The sequence below is a fragment of the Sphingomonas sp. MM-1 genome (assembly GCF_000347675.2).
Classification (GTDB): Bacteria; Pseudomonadota; Alphaproteobacteria; order Sphingomonadales; family Sphingomonadaceae; genus Sphingomonas_E; species Sphingomonas_E fennica.
The window spans coordinates 2,761,807-2,780,232 of record NC_020561.1 but is presented as its reverse complement, the minus strand read 5'-3'; the positions used below and the strand labels follow the sequence as shown (position 1 = coordinate 2,780,232).

Sequence of the window (18,426 nt, the reverse complement as noted above, 5' to 3'; positions counted from 1 at the left end):
AATAAATTTTAGATTATAATAATTATAAAAAAGAATCACTTGACTATATATAATTCCAATGCAAACATAATCATGCCTTAAAATGGCACGTGGGCAGATGATGTTTATCGCAGACATCGTTATATTCTGCGTATGTTGCGTCACTTCTGCTCAATAATTGTTAGGAGAAGGAGACAATACATGAAGAAACTATCACTTATCTGTTCAGCCGCTCTTATTATGGCAGGCATGAGCAGCGCGGCAAATGCCGTTACGATCCGCAAAGCGGGCAATAGCATGGTCTTGAGCGGCCCGATTACAACGACGATTTTGGGCGTATCCACCACCTGCACCGTTACGGCGGTTTATGACGTCCCGGAAATGGCTGGAGATGGCCATACCACCTTCAGCCATTCGCTCTCCACGGATCCATCGCATGGACATACCGTTAATCTGCGCAGCTTTTCGATGAGCGGTGGGACCGGATGCTCCCTTGCCACCCTGCACGGGACGCCCACCATTTCGGTCTCTCCGACGACGGTTACGATCAGCGGCATCAACGCAACGGCGATTGGCGGCCTGATCACCTGCGCGGGATCAATCAGCGGCACTTACACCCATCCGGGCTCGCCTCCGCCCCCGAACGCGCGAGTTACGTTCCTCAATCAAACCGTCGGTGCCTGCACCTTCTCTGGAACGCTGACGGCGGCAGCGGGTGAATTTGATATCGACGCGACTCCGTAATTCATCCAATATAGTTAACTTCCTCCCTGAACGCCCAAGCCCCCAACGGAGCTTGGGCGTCTTTTTATATTTTTAGGTTCAAAGTGACCCTACAATAGTACTGCTGATGAAAATTAATGAGTTAATACAAATTATTGCGATGGAAATGACTGTGCGTCCTCCCACACTATAGTATCCCCAGGCTTCAGCCCCGACACAATCTCCACGCCATCCGGTCCGACCTGCCCGATCTGCACCTTGGCCGGACTATCCTTGCCTGTACGTTGATTGCGCACCAAAATGAAGGTATCTGGCGCCGCGCCCCGCACCGCCGAAGGGGGAACCACCAATGCGGCAGCCGCATTATAGGTCATTACCGCGATATTGGCAGTCATGCCGACTCTGACCCGAGCCGCCTGATCAGGCGCCAGCGGATCGAGGCTAGCTGTAGCGGTAAATATTGCCTTTCCAGGTGTCGTGACGCCACCAGGATTGCTGGCTTCCCCAGCAATTGCATCAATCTTTCCCGGTAGCGCCAACCCCATAAAGCCTGCACCAGTTACCATCAACCGTTGTCCCAGCCTGAGCAAAGCGACATCGGCTTCTTCGATGTTGAAAGTGACAATAAGATCACCCGCACGGGCGTTTACGCCAATAAGCTGGCCGCGCGAAACGCGGGCACCTACATGGACATCATTTTCCGCGGCCACAGCCAGCTTATTTGCAGGTGGGCGTACCATGATACCCGCATCTTTCGCGCGGATCACTGCTCCCGTAAATTGTGCATTGAGCACCGCGAGGCGCGCGCGCGCATTTGCAAGCTCAAGCATCGCCACGCGCCGATTGGGGCCACTGCCGCGTTCCAAAGCCACCCGCATATCCTCGTTCGCCGAGGCCACAGCAGTGCGTTGCGTGCGCAGTTGCTGGAGCATGCCATCATATTCGGTACGCGCCACCAGCCCGCGATCCAGCAGCGTCTTGGTTTCCGCCAGCTTTCGTTCCGTATCGGCCAGATCGAACCGGGCGCTTTCCACCGCCCGTCGCGCGCGGGAGACCTCCGGGCCGCTGGCCCATCCCTCCATGTCCCGCGCGGCCTGCATCGCCTTCAGATAGGCGCTTTCCGCCTCGTTGCGGCTCTGCTCCAGTTCCGAAACGTCGAGCACGGCGAGCATCTGGCCGGGCGCCACGGGATTGCCGTAGGCGAACCCCATTTCCTTCACCGTCCCGTCGAACGGGGCGACGATGCCCGTCCCCTCACCCGCCTTGATCGTGCCCGCGAAACTGATCGACGCGGTGAAGGGTCGCGGCTGGACGACCATCGTCTGCTCGGTAGTCTCGCCGCCTGCCTCCGGCTGCCCGGGAGACCGCCACCACAGGGCCAGCACGAAAAGGCCGCCGGCGGCGACGACCAGCCAGCCGAGGGATCGCCGATCCATCCGCTTCAATCGTTCAGGGATATGCGCCATGTTTCCAACGTGTTCCCGATTTGCTGATCCAGGCTCGTCAAAGCGTTCAGATATCCGATGCGGGCAGTGAGTTCCTGCGTGTCCGCCGTGCGCAGGTCCGCCTGGAAGGAAAGCACCTCGAAATTCGATGCCCGGCCGACCTTGAGCTTTTCCTGCTGCAATTCCAGCGCGCGCGCCGCCAGAGCGCGGGCGCGGCGGGCGGCCGCCAGCTGCTGCCAGCTCGCCTCCACCGTTTGCACCGCATCGCGGATCTGCGTTTCCACCGATTGGGTGAGGTCCTGATAACGCAGCTCCGCCGTCCGCAGGCTGGTGGTCGCGCCGATTTCCCGCTGGCGGTAAGAAAAATCCCCGATCGGGATGGAAAGCTGCACGCCCACATTATGGTCGGTCGGCGGATCGAGCCGCCCCAGGATCGGATCGTCCACCCGCTGGCGGGAGACGGAGCCGCCGATCGAAAGATCCCAGAGCCGGTTGTTCCGTGCGACGGCAAGGTCGATCCGCGTCTGTTCCAGCGCCAGGCGCTGCCCCAATATGTCGACGCGCGACGAAAGGCCGAGGTCGACCACGCGATCGAGGTCGATATCGGCCTGCTCGGCATCGGGTTCGTCCGCGGCCACCACATTGGTGCGGGGGTCCACCGCCAGCAATTGCAGCAAGGCGAGCTGCGCGCTCGCCAGCTGTTGCCGCGCTTGCAGCACGGCCACTTCCTGGTTGGCGACGCCGGATTCCGTCTGGACGATATCGGCGGCGGCCATCCTGCCGGCGGCGATCAGCGCCCGGTTGGTTTCGAGGAGATCCCGCGTCCGTTCCAGCGAGAGTTCCGCAAGCTCCACCTGGCTCTGCGCCTGCGACAGGCGGCGATAGGCCTGGATGATGCCGGTGACGGTGTCGATCACCGTCGATTTCAGGCTCAGCTTGTTGATCTCCTCCTGCAGCCGGGCGATCCGCACCGGCGCCATGTTCACCTTCGTCCCCGCCCCGCGCAGCAGCGGCTGGGTGAAGGACAAAGCCGCCGTATCGCTATGGCCCGTCCTTCCGGAATCGAGCTGGTCGCGCCGATCCCAGGAAAATTGCACGCGCGTGCCGATCGGCGTCAGCCAGGTGCCGGCCGCGCCGACGGAGGAGGTGTTGAAGGTGGTCCCGCCCACGCGCTGATGGGCGATATCCGCGGAAAGGTTCAGCTTGGGCAGGAACAGCGTGTCGGCCACGAACAGGTCGAACTTCTGCGCCACGCGCTGGAGATAGGCGGACTTGATCGTCCGGTTGTCCCGCAGGCCCAGCGCTACGGTTTCGGCGAGAGTGAGCGGCACCGGCTGCCCGCTGGGCACCGGATTTGCGGGCGGGGATCTTACCGCCGCGATCGGCGCGATCTTCTGCGCGCTTGCCAGATCCGGGGCGATCGCGCCACAAAGGCACGCAATCAGCAACCAGGGGAGGCGGCGATGATCGGCACCAGAATCGGCCTTTGCCTGTGCCTGCTGTTGCCCGCCGGCTGCGCGACGCCCCGGGAGTTGAAGGTGCCGCCAAGCGCCCCGAGCCTTGCCGAACCGCCCGCTTTGCCCGATCTGCCCGGCTATGCGCCCCCTATTCCGCACGAAGCGCCTCGATCGGCTTCAGGCGGGACGCGGTGATCGCGGGATAGAGGCCGAATATCAGGCCGACGAGGCCGGCCACGCCCGTCCCCAGCGGCAGCACATAATAAGCGATGCTGAAGGTCCAGCCCGAACTTCGCGCCACGAAATAGGTCGCCAGCAAGCCCAGCAATGCGCCGAACAGGCCGCCCGCCACCGCCAGCGTCGCGGATTCGACGATGAACATCGTCCGCAGGTCACGCGGCGTGGCGCCAATGGCCGCGCGCAGCCCGATCTCGCGCCGGCGCTCCATCACGCCCATCAGCATCACGTTCATCACGCCGATGCCGCCCACCAGCAGGGAGATAGCGCCGACGGCGGCCAGCATGCGCGAATGCACCGCCTTCTGCGCGTTCATCGTCTTGATATAGGTCCGCGCGCTGATCACCTGGATCGCCGATCGCGGGTTGGCCAGCATCGCCGACAGCCGCTGCCCCACGATATCGGGGTCCGCCGTCGGGCGCAGCTTGGCGAGCACGATATTGGGCACGCCACCCGCCACCACACGGCGTGAGCAGGCCAGCGGCACGATGACGGATTCGTTGTAATCGCTGGGATTGATCGCCTCGAGGGCGGTCGGCATCAGGATGCCGATCACCGTGAAACCGTAATTGCCGACGATGATGGCAGCGCCCGGCAGCAGCTCCGCCCCCGGCGCGGACAGCTTCTCCGCCGTCCCCTTGCCGACCAGCGCGACTGGGCTGCAATTGTCGATCGGCCGGAACAGCCGCCCCAGCCGGGGGGCGAGCCCCACGGTCGCCGCAAAGGCCGGGGGCATGCCGACGATCCCCGCATCGGTGGTCTGGCGGCCAGCGCTGATCGAGGCGCGGCCGGTGATGATGGGAACGGCGCGCAGCACATCGGGATCGCGCGCCGGCAGCTGCGCCACCACGTCCGGATCGAAGCCGGGCGGCATTTCCCCCGTGGGCGTCGCCTGCAGCTGCACCGTATCCACGCCCAGATGGCGGAACAGCTTCAGCGTCTCGAGCTGCGCGATATGGCCGATGTTGAGCAGCGCCACGATCGATGCGGTGCCGATCAGGATGCCCAGCAGCGCCAGCGCCGATCGCCGCCCCTGCACCCGCAGATTGGCGAACGCCTCGCCGATGATCTCGGCCAGCGGAATTCCCGAAGTCGCGGGCGCGCGCTGCGTCACATGGCCACCGTATCGGCGATCACCTGCCCGTCGAGCAGCTCGATCCGCCTGTCGCAGCGTTCGGCCAGCTGGCGATCATGGGTGACCATCACGATCGTCACCGCCAGCCGGCGGCTGAGATCCTTGAGCAGGTCCATCATCTCCAGCGACGTTCCGCTGTCGAGGCTGCCGGTCGGCTCGTCCGCCAGGATCAACTGGGGATCGCCGATCAGCGCCCGTGCCAGGGCGACGCGCTGGCATTGGCCGCCCGAAAGCTCGGAGGGCAGGTGATCGGCCCTGTGCCCCAGCCCCACCCGATCGAGCAGCGCCAGCGCCTTCGGCCGGCGATCCGCCTTGGGAATGCCGCGATAGAGCAGCGGCAGGGCGACATTCTCCCAGGCGCGGAGGCGGGGCAGCAGCTGGAAGGATTGGAAGACGAAGCCCAATAGCCGGTTGCGCAGCCGCGCCGTTTCCTCCGCCGAGGCGAAGTTCACCGCATTATCGCCCAGCAGGACCTCGCCGCGATCCGGGTGATCGAGCAGGCCGATGATGTTGAGCAGGGTGCTCTTGCCCGATCCCGAAGGCCCCAGGATCGCGCAGAAGCTGCCATTTTCTATCGAGAAGGAAATGCCCTTCAGCACCGGAATCGGATTCGCGGCAACGCCATAGGCCTTTTCGACCTCTTTCAACCGCAGCACCGCATCCCCTCCATATAATCATATGGATGGAAAATACTCATATGAGTCAATAGAAGGATTATACTTCCGCAGTGCAGCATAAGCGCCTGCAAACTCTCTGCGATGAACGGCACCCGACCTCGCGAGATTTGGCAATGTCATGGCGGCAATCTGGCGATCGGCCGGCTCCAATATCTGGGCCCGCCGGATATTGGGTCATTTGCGATATCCGATCCGAACAGAGCGATCCCGTTTCCCGGCATGCCCGACCAGACGATGCCTTGCGGATATATACGTTTCAGCCATGCAAAGACGCACCCGCCGCCACCGACGGGATCGGGGCGGCGGGTGCGTTTTCCCGTTCGTGCATGCCGGCAGCGGCGGCCCTGGCGTGGACTGCCCATGGCCCGGACAGCGTGGAAAATTCAGATTTGAATCAGCAGTGGCGGGAAGGCCGGCAATGTGCCTTTCCGCAGAAAAAGCCTGCCTGGTCCGATCCGGCCCGATCCGTCATTCCCGCGAAAAGGGGAATGCCGGGGGAGCGCAGGCATTTCACTAGCGTCCCTCCGCGCTCCCCCGGCATTCCGGCCATCAGGCAGGCCCTCGACGCGCCGAAACCCGGCTGTCGCTCCAGCCGGGTGCCCTAGGTTGGGGACTCATTTGATCCACTCGGCGATGGTGGCGACCAGTGCGATGGCGGCGAGGTAATTGGTGGCATATCGGTCATATCGCGTGGCGATGCGGCGCCAGTTCTTGAGCCTGCAGAAGAGGCGCTCGATAACATTCCTGCGGCGATAGATGCGCCTGTTCAGCGGGTAGGGCGTGCGGCGTGAGGCAGTGGACGGAATCACGGCCTTGATGCGCCGCTCGGCGAGCCAGCGGCGCAGGCTGTTGGCGTCATAGGCTTTGTCGCCGATCAGGCGTCGGGCCGGAGCGGTGACGCTTAGCAGCGGCACCGCCATGCTGATGTCGGCGACATTGCCGGGTGTCAGGGCGATGGCAACCGGTCGGCCGCGATCATCGGCCAGGCAGTGGACCTTGCAGGTCCGCCCACCGCGCGAGCGGCCGATCGCTTCCTGCCACTCCCCCTTTTTGAGCCCGCTGCCGAGCGGTGCGCCTTCACATGCGTGCTGTCGATCGACAGTTCGTCCGGCACCGGCCCGGCACCAGCGATCTTCTCGAACAAGCGCTGCCAGATGCCGCGCGATGCCCACCGGTTGTAGCGATTGTAGATGGTGGTCGGCGGCCCATATGCAGCCGGAACATCGCGCCACCGGCAGCCTGTCTTGAGCACATGCAGGATGCCAGAGATCACCGTCCGATCGTCGACCCGAGGCTTGCCCGGGCGCCCATGCGGAAGATGTGGCTCGATCGCCGCCCACGCCTCATCCGACAACCAAAACAAATGCCGTGCCATCGCCGCTCCTGCTCGAACCTATCGCAGGCAGATATTTACCAGAAAGTATCAACAACTTGTATGGGTTCTCAACCTAGCGGCCTCGTCTCACTGGCAGGCGAGGCACTCGTCATAATCGGTGGTCGTGGCCAGCTCGATCTTCTTGAGGTCGGGCGTGTTGTCCGCCTCCACGCCGCCCGCAAAGCCCGCGCGCTGGATCGATTTCGACCGCAGATAATAAAGCGACTTGATGCCGAGCTCCCACGCGCGAAAGTGCAGCATCAGCAGGTCCCACTTCTCGACGTCGGCGGGAATGAACAGGTTCAGCGAGGTCGCCTGATCGATATAGGGCGTCCGGTCCGCCGCCAGCTCTAGCAGCCAGCGCTGATCGATCTCGAAGCTGGTCTTGAACGTGTCCTTTTCCTCCTGATTGAGGAAATCGAGATGCTGGACCGAGCCGCCCTGCTCGAGGATCGAATTCCACACCGCGTCCGAATCCTTGGACTTGGCCTGCAGCAGCTTCTGCAGATGGACGTTCTTGATCGAGAAGCTGCCCGACAGCGTCTTGTGCGTATAGATGTTCGCGGGGATCGGCTCGATGCAGGCGGAGGTGCCGCCGCAGATGATGCTGATCGACGCGGTCGGCGCGATCGCCATCTTGCAGGAGAAACGCTCCATCACGCCGCGATCCTCGGCATCCGGGCAGGCGCCGCGTTCGGAAGCGAGCAGCATCGACGCTTCCTGCGCCTTGGCGGCGATATGCTTGAACATGCGCAGGTTCCAGCTCTTGGCCATCGCCCCTTCGAAGGGCAGGCCGCGCGCCTGGAGGAAGCTGTGGAAACCCATCACGCCCAGGCCCACGGAACGTTCGCGCATCGCCGAATATTTGGCGCGCGCCATCTCCGGGGGCGCACGATCGATATAATCGGTCAGCACATTGTCGAGGAAGCGCATCACGTCCTCGATGAATTGCTTGTCGCCGTTCCACTCGTCCCACGTCTCGAGGTTGAGCGAGGACAGGCAGCAGACGGCGGTGCGATCGTTGCCGAGATGGTCGCGGCCGGTGGGCAGGGTGATTTCGGAGCAGAGGTTGGAGGTCGAGACCTTCAGGCCCAGTTCGCGATGATGCTTCGGCATCGCCCGGTTCACCGTATCGGCGAAGACGATATAGGGCTCGCCCGTCGCCAGCCGGGTTTCTACCAGCTTCTGGAAGAGGGAACGCGCATCGACCTTGCCGCGGACGCTGCCGTCCTTGGGGCTGGTCAGTTCCCATTCGCGGCCGTCGCGCACCGCTTCCATGAAGGCGTCGGTCAGAAGCACGCCGTGATGGAGGTTCAGGGCCTTGCGGTTGAAATCCCCGCTGGGTTTGCGGATTTCAAGGAACTCCTCGATCTCCGGGTGCGAGATATCGAGATAGCAGGCGGCCGAGCCGCGACGCAGCGAGCCCTGCGAGATCGCCAGCGTCAGGCTGTCCATCACCCGGACGAAGGGGATGATGCCGCTGGTCTTGCCGTTCAGGCCGACCGGTTCGCCGATGCCGCGGACATTGCCCCAATAAGTGCCGATGCCGCCGCCGCGCGAGGCGAGCCAGACATTCTCGTTCCAGATCTCGGTGATCGCCTGAAGGCTGTCGTCCACCGAGTTCAGATAGCAGGAGATGGGCAGCCCCCGCCCGGTGCCGCCGTTGGAGAGCACCGGCGTGGCCGGCATGAACCAAAGCTTCGAGATATAGTCGTAGAGGCGCTGGGCGTGCGCGGCATCGTCGGCATAGGCCGAGGCCACGCGGACGAACAGGTCCTGATAGCTTTCGCCCGGCAGCAGATAGCGGTCCTTCAGCGTCTCCTTGCCGAAATCCGTGAGGAGCGCGTCACGCCCGTGATCGACCTCGACCGGATAGGGCCGCTTGAGCACGCCGTGCGGGCTGTCCGTCCCGGCTTCGGCCCTGGTCGCTTCGAGGGTGGTGGCCACGTCGCTCGCGCCCGCTTCGTTGTTGCTGCCTGAAAGGTCCATCGTCGCGTCGCCCTTGCCCGGTTATCCGTCGTCAAAATCATGGCCATCCGGGGTGCCGGACGGGCCTTTGCGGCCCGATCGTTCCCAGAATGTTCGGCCGGGAAGCCACGCTCCCCAAGCCTAGCATGCCGGGGGGCGGAAGGGGACCGGCTTTCCGCCGCAATCCCACGTCAAAGAGACGCAAACAGCCGTTCCGCAAATATAGGATACGGCACGGGTTTAACAATCTCTTGGGGCCAGCCCCCTGGCACGACCACTATCCATAGTGCCCGATCCCCGTCCGGACGCAAGATGTAAATTCGCTTGGCGCCTCCACGGCTCATCGCCGCTCCGATTCGGTTCGTCGCACCCGCCGGCGGAAAAATGGCCTGCGACGCGCGGATTTTCCTGCACTCCGCGCCGCCGCAAGAGAATGAAAGAGGAACAAAAAAATATTCCCGAAAGGGCCGGTGCGGCCGCAATCGGCGGGCGCCCGGCCTTGGGCAATTTCGGCTTCCCGCGTGGCGCCGGCAGGCGTAGGATCGGGATCGACCTCCGGCCTGCCTCGGGTCGCCGGCCGCCGGTCCGTTTGCTGATCCAATTGCCGCTCGAGGGAAGGGCGCAGCCCGTCCCGCCATCAGGAGGGCCGCCATGGTCGCGATCACACCCGTTTCCGAAGAGACGAGAATCCCCGACGTCCGCAGGATCGGCATGGCCGATCTGCGCTGGGCGCTCGCCGAGGGCTGGCACGATTTCCGGGAGAAGCGGGGCGATATCCTGCTGGTCGGCTTCATCTATCCGCTGGTGGGCTTCATCGCGGCCTGGTTCGCGCTGAACGGGGAGCTTATCCCCCTGCTCTTCCCGCTGGTCGCCGGCCTGTCGCTGCTGGGGCCGACGGTCGCCTCGGGCTTCTACGAGCTTGCCCGCCGGCGCGAGCAGGGGCTGGAATCGGGCTGGACCCATTTCTTCGATCCGTGGAGCGGCCCGCGCGGGCGCGAGCTGCTGCTCGCCACCCTCACGCTGGCCCTGCTGTTCGTCGCCTGGGTCGGCACCGCCTGGCGGCTCTACCAGGGCGCCTTCGGCCTCAGCCAGGGCCTCACCATATCGGCTTTCCTCGAACAGCTGTTCACCACGAACGAAGGCTGGCGGCTCATCATCTTCGGCAACCTCGTCGGCCTCGGCTTCGCGGTGATCGCGCTGGCCAGCAGCGTCGTCACCTTCCCTATGCTGGTGGACCGGCCCGTCCATGTCGGCACCGCCATCGCCACCTCCTTCAAGGCCGCCACCCAGAATCCGGTCGCGATCGGCACATGGGGCCTGATCGTCGCGGCGCTGCTGGTGATCGGCTGCATCCCCCTGTTCGTGGGCCTGGCGGTGGTGCTGCCGGTGCTGGGCTATGCCACCTGGCATCTCTACACCCGGCTTGTGGAACGATAGGGCATGCCGGATCGGGTCGGGGCGGCGGAAGAAAGATGCCGATCCGGCCCCTACCCCTTATGGGCCGCGCATTGACAGCATGACGCCATCGGGACCACGCTTCGCCCGATAACAGGGGCTCGAACGCCTTTCGGATCGCTCAACGATGCCCCGCCGGCACGCCCCGGCGGCGGCCTATGGAGGAGGGGTTCGAAATGAGCAGCTTTCCCAAGCGGATATTCCTGTCCGGCGTAGCTGTCCTGACGCTCGGCATGAGCGCGGCCGGCGCCAGGGCGGAGATCATCGGCGGAGTCGAATTCCCGCAGGGCGCCCTTTCCTTCGCCGATGCCGTGGTCTCCTACCAGCCCGGCCTCGAGGGCAATGCGCCGACAGCACCGCACCAGGGCGCCGCCAACGCGCTCGGCGTGCCCGATTATAACGGGGTGAATTCCTGCGCGTCGCAGGATGCCTGCAGCTTCGTCTCGCTGGGCGTGGGCGGGCGGATCGTGCTCCGCTTCGTCGATAATCTGCTGACCGGCAGCGATTCCGATGCGGACGATCTGTGGATCTTCGAGGTCGGCCCCGATGTGGAAGGCACGATCGTCGATATCAGCGTCAACGGCATCGACTGGCTCTCGGTCGGCGCCATCGGCGGATCGACGCGGGGCATCGATATCGATGCGTTCGGCTACGGCTCCTCCTCCGCCTTCGCCTATATCCGCCTGACGGACGTGGCCAATAATGGCGGCACGACAGGCGCCACCGTCGGCGCCGACATCGACGCGGTCGGCGCGATCTCCACCCGCGCCGCGCCGCCGCCGGTGCCGGAACCGGCGACATGGGCGATGATGATCGCCGGATTCGGCCTCATCGGCGGCGTGCTCCGGCACGGCAGGCCGCTGCCCGCATAGCGGGTCGGCCCACTTAGCGGGCCATCAACCGGGGACCGCCGGTTGGAATGGGTGCGCGAAACGCGTAAGGCCACCCCCGAACGACGCGATTCCCGCGTGGGATCGCGCCCGATGTTTCGCGCCACGTCCCACCCGTAGAGGGAGCCCATGACCGTCATCATCAAGGAAGCCGACCTGATCGAGAGCGTCGCCGACGCGCTCCAATATATCAGCTACTACCACCCGATGGATTATATCCGCGCGCTGGGCGACGCCTATGAGGCCGAGCAGGGGCCGGCCGCGAAGGACGCCATCGCCCAGATCCTGACCAACAGCCGCATGTGCGCGGAGGGCCACCGCCCGATCTGCCAGGATACCGGCATCGTCACCGTCTTCGTCAAATGGGGCCAGCAATGCATGCTGGACAGCGACAAGTCGCTCCAGGAGGTCGTCGATGAAGGCGTGCGCCGCGCCTATCTGAACCCGGAGAACCGGCTGCGCGCCTCGATCCTGAAGGACCCCGCCTTCGGCCGCGTCAACACCAAGGACAACACGCCCTGCGTGATGAACGTGGAGATGGTGCCCGGCGCCAAGGTGCATATCGACGTCGCGGCCAAGGGCGGCGGCAGCGAGAACAAGTCCAAGTTCAAGATGCTGAACCCCAGCGATTCCATCGTCGACTGGGTGCTGGAGATGGTGCCGCAGATGGGCGCCGGCTGGTGCCCGCCGGGCATGCTGGGCATCGGCATCGGCGGCACGGCCGAAAAGGCGATGAGCCTGGCCAAGGAATCGCTGATGGGCCATATCGACATGGCCCAGCTCAAGCAGCGCGGCCCCCAGAACGATATCGAGCGACTGCGCATCGAGATCTTCGACAAGGTGAACGCGCTCGGCATCGGCGCGCAGGGGCTGGGCGGGCTCGCCACCATCCTCGACGTGAAGATCATGGATTATCCGACCCACGCGGCTTCCAAGCCGGTGGCGATGATCCCCAACTGCGCGGCCACCCGCCACGCCCACTTCACCCTCGACGGTTCCGGCCCCGTCTATCTCGATCCGCCGAGCCTGGACGAATGGCCCAAGGTGGAATGGACGCCGAGCAAGGAGGCGATCAAGGTCGACCTCGATACGCTGACGCCGGAAATCGTGGCGAGCTGGAAGCCGGGCGACCGCCTGCTCCTGAACGGCAAGATGCTCACCGGCCGCGACGCCGCCCACAAGCGCATCCAGGACATGCTGGCCAAGGGCGAGGAGCTGCCCGTCAGCTTCAAGGGCCGGGTGATCTATTATGTCGGCCCGGTCGATCCGGTGCGCGACGAGGTGGTCGGCCCCGCCGGCCCCACCACCGCCACCCGCATGGACAAGTTCACCGACATGATGCTGGAGCAGACCGGGCTGATCGCCATGGTCGGCAAGGCGGAGCGCGGCCCCGCGGCCGTGGAATCGATCAGGAAGCACAAGGCCGCCTATCTGATGGCGGTGGGCGGCGCCGCCTATCTGGTCGCCCGCGCGATCAAGGGCGCCCGCGTGGTCGGTTTCGAGGACCTCGGCATGGAGGCGATCTACGAGTTCGACGTTCAGGACATGCCGGTGACGGTGGCGGTGGATTCCACCGGCCAGAACGTGCACCATATGGCTCCGCTCGTCTGGCGGGAGAAGATCGCCAGGGAAAGGCTGCTCGAAACCGCATGACGATCGCCCTCCTCCCCGCATTGCTGCTGGCTGCCGCCCCCGGCGCGGCCGGCGCCCCGGATTTCAATCCATCGGCGGTGCGGGTGGAGGATGTCGTCGCCTGCAGGCTCGATGCCCGCCAGTTCAACGGCTTCGTCGCCTGGGCGACGGGGCCGGACAATGGCGGCGCATCGCGCGGCTGGGCGCGGGTGGACGGCGACGAGCCCACCATCGTCGAATTCCGCCTGCCCGCCCCCATCGCCGCCTTCGGCCGCACCACCGACCGGATCGGCTTTGCCGGCACCGCCGTGCTGGCGATGTTGCCGGAAGTCGCCCCCGCCACGATCGCCGGCGAGGTCGGCATCGCCAACACGATCCCGGACGACACGCGCTTCTTCGGGGAGAAGCTGGTCGATCGCCGGGTGGAGCATGATGCCGATCTCGGCATGTCCTATACCTATAAGCGGGTAATGATCGTCACCGCCTTCCCGTCCCATCCCGGCGCCACCTTCGCGGGATGCAGCTATCGCGCGGAGGAAGGCGACAGGTGAACCGCCCCGCATGATCCCGGAACTCACCGGCCGCGATGCGCGCTATCGCGTGCCGCTTTCGCCGGAAGAATGCGTCGACAGGCTGGCGCCGCTGCTCGTGGCCGGCGGCGACGTGGCCTTCACCGATGGCGGGCCGGACATGGTATTCGCCGGCAGCGTCGGCCGCGATGCGCTCCATATCGCCTGCCGCCATCGCAACCGGCGCGCCGACAGCGAATTCGCGCTCCACGCCCGCCTCTATCGCGACGGCGCTAACACCCAGATACGCGGCCGCTTCCGCGTGCCGACCGACACCAGCCGCTACATGATCGGCTGGTTCGCCTCGATGGTTCTGTTCTCCATCTATATCGGCTGGACGAGCATGGTGACGCCGCTGGTGCGGGCGCTGCTGATGGCCGCGCCGCTCGGCATGATGGCGATCGTGATCGGCCTGTCGCTGCTGCATCGCGGCCGGCTGAAGCGCGACGAGGCGGCGATCACCGCCCTGCTCGCCAAAACGCTGGGCGCGCGCCGCTATCGGCTCAAGCCCGCCGGGCGGCGCGCGGGGAAGCGTTGACCGCTTGTTAGGCATCTCCCGCATATTCTCCGTATATTGAACGGGGATAGCCGGATGCAGATTGCACAGACGGTCGTGAAGGCGGCGAAGCTGTCGGGCGACCTTGGGATAAGGACGCTCGATCTCCAGGCGGATATCGCGGCGCTTGCCGAACGGGTTACGGAACAGGCCAATACGGTGGAACGGATCGGCGCGGATGCCGATCGGCTGGAGCGCGATCGCTCGGCCGTGTCGCTCACGGCGCGCGACGCCAAGGAAAAGGCGTCGGCCGCCCGCGACGTGATCGCCGATTCCAGCGCGCGGCTGGATGCCGCCACCGACAATGTCGTCGACCTGATCGAGCAGGTCAGCCAGATCCATGCGGGGCTCGGCAGCTTCAACGCGGCGCTGGCGACCGTCGCCAGCGTGACGGAAGCGATCAGCGAGATTGCCGGCCAGACCAACCTCCTGGCGCTTAACGCCACGATCGAGGCGGCGCGCGCCGGCGATGCCGGGCGCGGTTTCGCCGTGGTGGCGAGCGAGGTGAAGAAGCTCGCCCAGGAAACCGCCGCCGCCACCGCCAAGATCAACGAATCGATCGGCGCGCTCACCGCCGAGGCGCAGGCCATGCTGGCGCGGATCGGCACGGGCGTGGACAAGGCCCGCTCCGCGCACGAAGGCACGCGCGAGATCGAGACCCTGGTCAGCAGCCTCGCCACGCTGATGCGCGGCCTTTCCGACAATAGCGACGCGGTGGCCGGCAGCCTCGAATCGATCGTCGGTTCGGTATCCGGCATCCGCACCGGCCTCGATGCGCTCACCAGCACCTCCAGCGCCAATGCCGCCGATCTCGTGCGGCTCAGCGATCGCCTCAGCCATGTCAGCGACGATACCAACGTGCTGCTGCAGCACATGGCCGAAACCGGGGTCGAGATACCGGACAGCCCCTATGTCCGCTTCGCGCTGGATGCGGCCGGCACCATCGTCGCGGCGCTCGAAGCCGATATCCGCAACGGGCGCATCTCGGCCGAAGCGTTCTTCTCCGATCATTATGAGCCGATCCCCGGCACCGACCCGAAGCAATATCAGCATCCCGCGACCGACCTGATCGTCGCGGCCGCCCGCCCGCATCAGGAAAAGGCGCGCGCGCTTCCGGGCTTCTTCGGCATGTCGCTCACCGATCGCAACACCTTCGGCGCGGTCCAGATGCCCGAACGCTCGCTGCCCCGCCGCGACGATCCCATCTGGAACGCGGAGCACAGCCGCCATCAGGTGTTCTTCGATTATGAGGACCAGCGCATCCAGTGCCGGCTCACCGAGCCCTTCTGGCTCAAGGCCTATCGCCGGCCGGTGGCCGGCGGCGGCGTGATGCTGCTGAAGCAGGTGATCGCATCGATCCATGTCGCCGGCCGCCACTGGGGCATCCTGCAGCTCGCCTATGAGGATCAGGGCTGAGGGCAGGTGAGTTCCCCGCGGGGGCGACCGCTGGGTCTCGAAGTGCCGCGCCCGGCCTAAGATCGGAAGGCCGGGGAAGCAGATATTTCGCCGCCCTTCCCCACCTGTCATTCCCGCGCAGGCGGGAATCCATTGTGTCGGGCGCCATCGACTCTATCGAGCCAACCGCATCCATGGATTCCCGCCTGCGCGGGAATGACGGTTTTTGGCGGTATGTCCGGGCGGTCGCCATCCGATGAAGATCGCGGGTAGCGACCATCGATTTATCCACACGCACTCCGGACCATTCGCCAGCCCGGATACGAAAAAGGGGAGGGGCACGCCGGGCGCCCCTCCCCTTTTTCCTTGCCGTCCGAAGATCGCTTAGCGGTAGGTGACCTTCTTGACCGCCGCCACGACATCGTCGGCCTTGATCAGCGCGGCCTTTTCGAGGTTCGCCGCATAAGGCAGCGGCACGTCCTCGTTGGTCACGCGCAGCACCGGCGCGTCGAGATCGTCGAAGCCGTCCTCCATCGCGATCGCCGCGATTTCCGACGCGATCGAGCAGACCGGCCAGCCTTCCTCGACCACCACCATCCGGTTGGTCTTGGCGAGCGACTTCAGCACCGTCGCCTTGTCGAGCGGGCGCAGCGTGCGCAGGTCGATCACCTCGGCGTCGATGCCCTCGGCCGCCAGCTTCTCCGCCGCGTCGAGCGCGACGCCCACGCCGATCGAATAGCTGACGATCGTCACGTCCCGGCCCTCGCGCACGATGCGCGCCTTGCCGATCGGCAGCACATAATCGTCGAGCTTCGGCACCTCGAAGCTGTGGCCGTAGAGCAGCTCGTTCTCGAGGAACACCACCGGATCGGGGCAGCGGATCGCCGCCTTGAGCAGGCCCTTGGCATCGGCCGCGTCATAGGGCGCGATCACGATCAGGCCTGGCACGCTGGCATACCAGGGGCCGTAATTCTGGCTGTGCTGCGCGGCGACGCGGCTGGCGGCGCCGTTGGGGCCGCGGAACACCACCGGGCAGCGCATCTGGCCGCCGGACATATAGTTGGTCTTGGCGGCCGAGTTGATGATGTGGTCGATCGCCTGCATGGCGAAGTTGAACGTCATGAACTCGACGATCGGCTTCAGCCCGCCCATCGCCGCACCGGTGCCGACGCCGGCAAAGCCATATTCGGTGATCGGCGTGTCGATGACGCGCCTGTCGCCGAACTCGTCGAGCAGGCCCTGCGTCACCTTGTAGGCGCCCTGATACTGCGCCACTTCCTCGCCCATCACGAAGACGCGATCGTCGGCACGCATCTCCTCCGCCATGGCGTCGCGCAGCGCCTCGCGCACCGTGGTCTTCACCATCTCGGTGCCCGCGGGGATATCGGGATCGGAGACCGTGGCCGCCTTTTCGGAGGCAAGCTGCCTGGTGCCGGTATCCGCCTTGCGCGGCCCGCCATCCTCGCCGGCGGCGGGCGACGCCTCGGCCTTGGGCGCTTCCACCTCGGGCTCGGGCGCCTTGGCCGGCGCGGCCTCGACGGCGGCGGCATCCTCGCCCTCGCCGGCGATCAGCGCGATCACCTCGCCCACCTTCACGCCATCGGTGCCCTCGGGGATGACGATCTTCGCGATCGTGCCCTCGTCGACCGCCTCGAACTCCATCGTCGCCTTGTCGGTCTCGATCTCGGCCAGGATGTCGCCGGACTTGACGGCATCGCCTTCCTTGACGAGCCACTTGGCAAGCGTCCCTTCCTCCATGGTGGGGGAAAGCGCCGGCATCTTCAGTTCAATCGCCATCAATACTGTCCCACCAGCACGTCGGTATAAAGTTCGGAAAGCTCGGGCTCGGGCGCCTGCTCGGCGAAGTCGGCGGCATCCTGCACGGTCTTGCGGATGTCCTTCTCAAGCTGCTTCAGCTCGTCCTCGGAAACGCCGGCCGCTTCCAGCTCGCGTTTCAGATGCTCGATCGGGTCGGATTTGTCGCGCACCGCCTGCACTTCCTCGCGCGAGCGATATTTGGCCGGGTCCGACATGGAATGGCCGCGATAGCGATAGGTCTTGAGCTCGAGCAGGATCGGCCCCTTGCCGCCGCGCACCCATTCCAGCGCTTCCTCGGCCGCGCCGCGCACCGCGAGCACGTCCATGCCGTCCACCTGGATGCCGGGGATGCGGAAGCTCTCGCCCCGGCGGTAGAGCTGGTCCTCCGCCGAAGCCCGGTTCACGCTGGTGCCCATGGCATATTGGTTGTTCTCGATCACGAAGATGATCGGCAGCTTCCACAGCTCCGCCATGTTGAAGCTCTCATAGACCTGGCCCTGGTTGGCCGCGCCGTCGCCGAAATAGGCCAGGCACACGCCGCCGTCGCCGGCATATTTGTGCTTGAAGGCGAGGCCGGTGCCCAGCGACACCTGCGCGCCGACGATGCCGTGGCCGCCGTAGAAGCCATGTTCCACCGAGAACATGTGCATCGAGCCACCCTTGCCGCGCGAGATGCCGGCTTCGCGGCCGGTCAGCTCCGCCATGATCACCTTGGGATCGATGCCATAGGCCAGCATATGCCCATGGTCGCGATAGCCGGTGATGACGCTGTCCTTGCCCACCGTCAGCGCCGATTGGAGGCCCACGGCCACCGCTTCCTGGCCGATATAGAGGTGGCAGAAGCCGCCGATCAGCCCCAGGCCGTAAAGCTGGCCGGCCCTTTCCTCGAACCGGCGGATCAGCAGCATCTGCCGGTAGAAATCCAGCATCTCCTGCTTGGAGGCCTTGTAGCGCACGGGTTCGGCCGGGCGCTCGCGGTTGGATGCGGGGACGGCGGATGCCGCCGGCTTCCGCGCGGCGGCGGGCGCCTTGCGGGTTCGCGGCTGTGCTGCTTTGGCCAAGCTGGAACGCTCCTGTGGAGAGATACGGATGTCGGGCCGTCTATAGGCCGCGAA

The 18,426-nt window shown here is 65.2% G+C and carries 14 protein-coding genes and 1 pseudogene; 7 read left to right on the top strand and 8 right to left on the bottom strand.

From position 1 onward, the window contains the following. The first annotated feature begins 180 nt into the window (after nt 1-180). Nucleotides 181-723, top strand: a complete 543-nt coding sequence (locus G432_RS23325) for a hypothetical protein (protein ID WP_144062054.1) — start codon at nt 181-183, stop codon at nt 721-723. Between the two features lie 131 nt (nt 724-854). On the opposite strand, the gene G432_RS13295 is transcribed toward G432_RS23325, so the two are convergent. The 6 genes and pseudogenes from G432_RS13295 to G432_RS13265 all read right to left on the bottom strand — a co-directional run bounded on the left by G432_RS13295 (nt 855) and on the right by G432_RS13265 (nt 9,017). Continuing rightward, nucleotides 855-2,168 carry an efflux RND transporter periplasmic adaptor subunit gene (locus G432_RS13295; RefSeq protein ID WP_144062053.1) on the bottom strand — a complete coding sequence of 438 codons (1,314 nt, stop codon included), beginning with the start codon at nt 2,166-2,168 and terminating at the stop codon, nt 855-857. Next, nucleotides 2,144-3,496 (bottom strand): TolC family protein, encoded by a 1,353-nt coding sequence (locus G432_RS13290; protein WP_236626777.1) that lies wholly within the window; start codon nt 3,494-3,496, stop codon nt 2,144-2,146. Before G432_RS13290 ends, G432_RS13295 begins: the two co-directional genes overlap by 25 nt. A 256-nt stretch (nt 3,497-3,752) precedes the next feature. Then, entirely contained in the window at nt 3,753-4,955 is a 1,203-nt protein-coding gene (locus G432_RS13285; RefSeq protein WP_015459331.1) for an ABC transporter permease, read from the bottom strand. Next, a complete protein-coding gene (locus G432_RS13280) occupies nt 4,952-5,632 on the bottom strand; it encodes an ABC transporter ATP-binding protein (RefSeq protein WP_015459330.1) in 681 nt (226 codons plus the stop codon). Before G432_RS13280 ends, G432_RS13285 begins: the two co-directional genes overlap by 4 nt. A 635-nt stretch (nt 5,633-6,267) precedes the next feature. Beyond that, a pseudogene (locus tag G432_RS22610) lies at nt 6,268-7,028 on the bottom strand (IS5 family transposase). Nucleotides 7,029-7,115: 87 nt separating this feature from the next. Then, nucleotides 7,116-9,017, bottom strand: coding sequence for a ribonucleoside-diphosphate reductase subunit alpha (locus tag G432_RS13265; protein ID WP_015459329.1), 1,902 nt, complete (start codon nt 9,015-9,017; stop codon nt 7,116-7,118). 630 nt (nt 9,018-9,647) lie between these two features. Between G432_RS13265 and G432_RS13260 the strand changes: the two genes are divergently transcribed. From G432_RS13260 to G432_RS13235, 6 genes are all read left to right on the top strand, one after another. Beyond that, the gene (locus G432_RS13260; protein WP_015459328.1) at nt 9,648-10,433 is read left to right on the top strand and encodes a DUF2189 domain-containing protein; all 786 of its coding nucleotides are present in this window, start codon (nt 9,648-9,650) and stop codon (nt 10,431-10,433) included. Nucleotides 10,434-10,627: 194 nt separating this feature from the next. After that, on the top strand, nt 10,628-11,323 hold the full coding sequence (locus G432_RS13255) for a PEPxxWA-CTERM sorting domain-containing protein (RefSeq protein WP_015459327.1): 696 nt from the start codon (nt 10,628-10,630) through the stop codon (nt 11,321-11,323). A 147-nt stretch (nt 11,324-11,470) separates the two neighbouring features. After that, nucleotides 11,471-12,994, top strand: a complete 1,524-nt coding sequence (locus G432_RS13250; RefSeq protein WP_015459326.1) for a fumarate hydratase — start codon at nt 11,471-11,473, stop codon at nt 12,992-12,994. Further along, nucleotides 12,991-13,524: a hypothetical protein gene (locus G432_RS13245; RefSeq protein ID WP_015459325.1), complete on the top strand. Its 534-nt coding sequence runs from the start codon at nt 12,991-12,993 to the stop codon at nt 13,522-13,524. Before G432_RS13250 ends, G432_RS13245 begins: the two co-directional genes overlap by 4 nt. A 10-nt stretch (nt 13,525-13,534) precedes the next feature. Then, nucleotides 13,535-14,080, top strand: coding sequence for a hypothetical protein (locus G432_RS23750; RefSeq protein WP_015459324.1), 546 nt, complete (start codon nt 13,535-13,537; stop codon nt 14,078-14,080). Nucleotides 14,081-14,134: 54 nt separating this feature from the next. Beyond that, nucleotides 14,135-15,514 carry a methyl-accepting chemotaxis protein gene (locus G432_RS13235; protein ID WP_015459323.1) on the top strand — a complete coding sequence of 460 codons (1,380 nt, stop codon included), beginning with the start codon at nt 14,135-14,137 and terminating at the stop codon, nt 15,512-15,514. Nucleotides 15,515-15,877: 363 nt separating this feature from the next. Here the strand turns inward: G432_RS13235 and G432_RS13230 are convergent, their stop codons facing one another. Next, nucleotides 15,878-17,290 (bottom strand): pyruvate dehydrogenase complex E1 component subunit beta, encoded by a 1,413-nt coding sequence (locus G432_RS13230; protein WP_015459322.1) that lies wholly within the window; start codon nt 17,288-17,290, stop codon nt 15,878-15,880. After that, nucleotides 17,290-18,372, bottom strand: a complete 1,083-nt coding sequence (gene pdhA, locus G432_RS13225) for a pyruvate dehydrogenase (acetyl-transferring) E1 component subunit alpha (protein ID WP_015459321.1) — start codon at nt 18,370-18,372, stop codon at nt 17,290-17,292. The genes G432_RS13230 and pdhA overlap by 1 nt, the downstream gene beginning before the upstream one ends. Between the last annotated feature and the right edge of the window lie 54 nt (nt 18,373-18,426).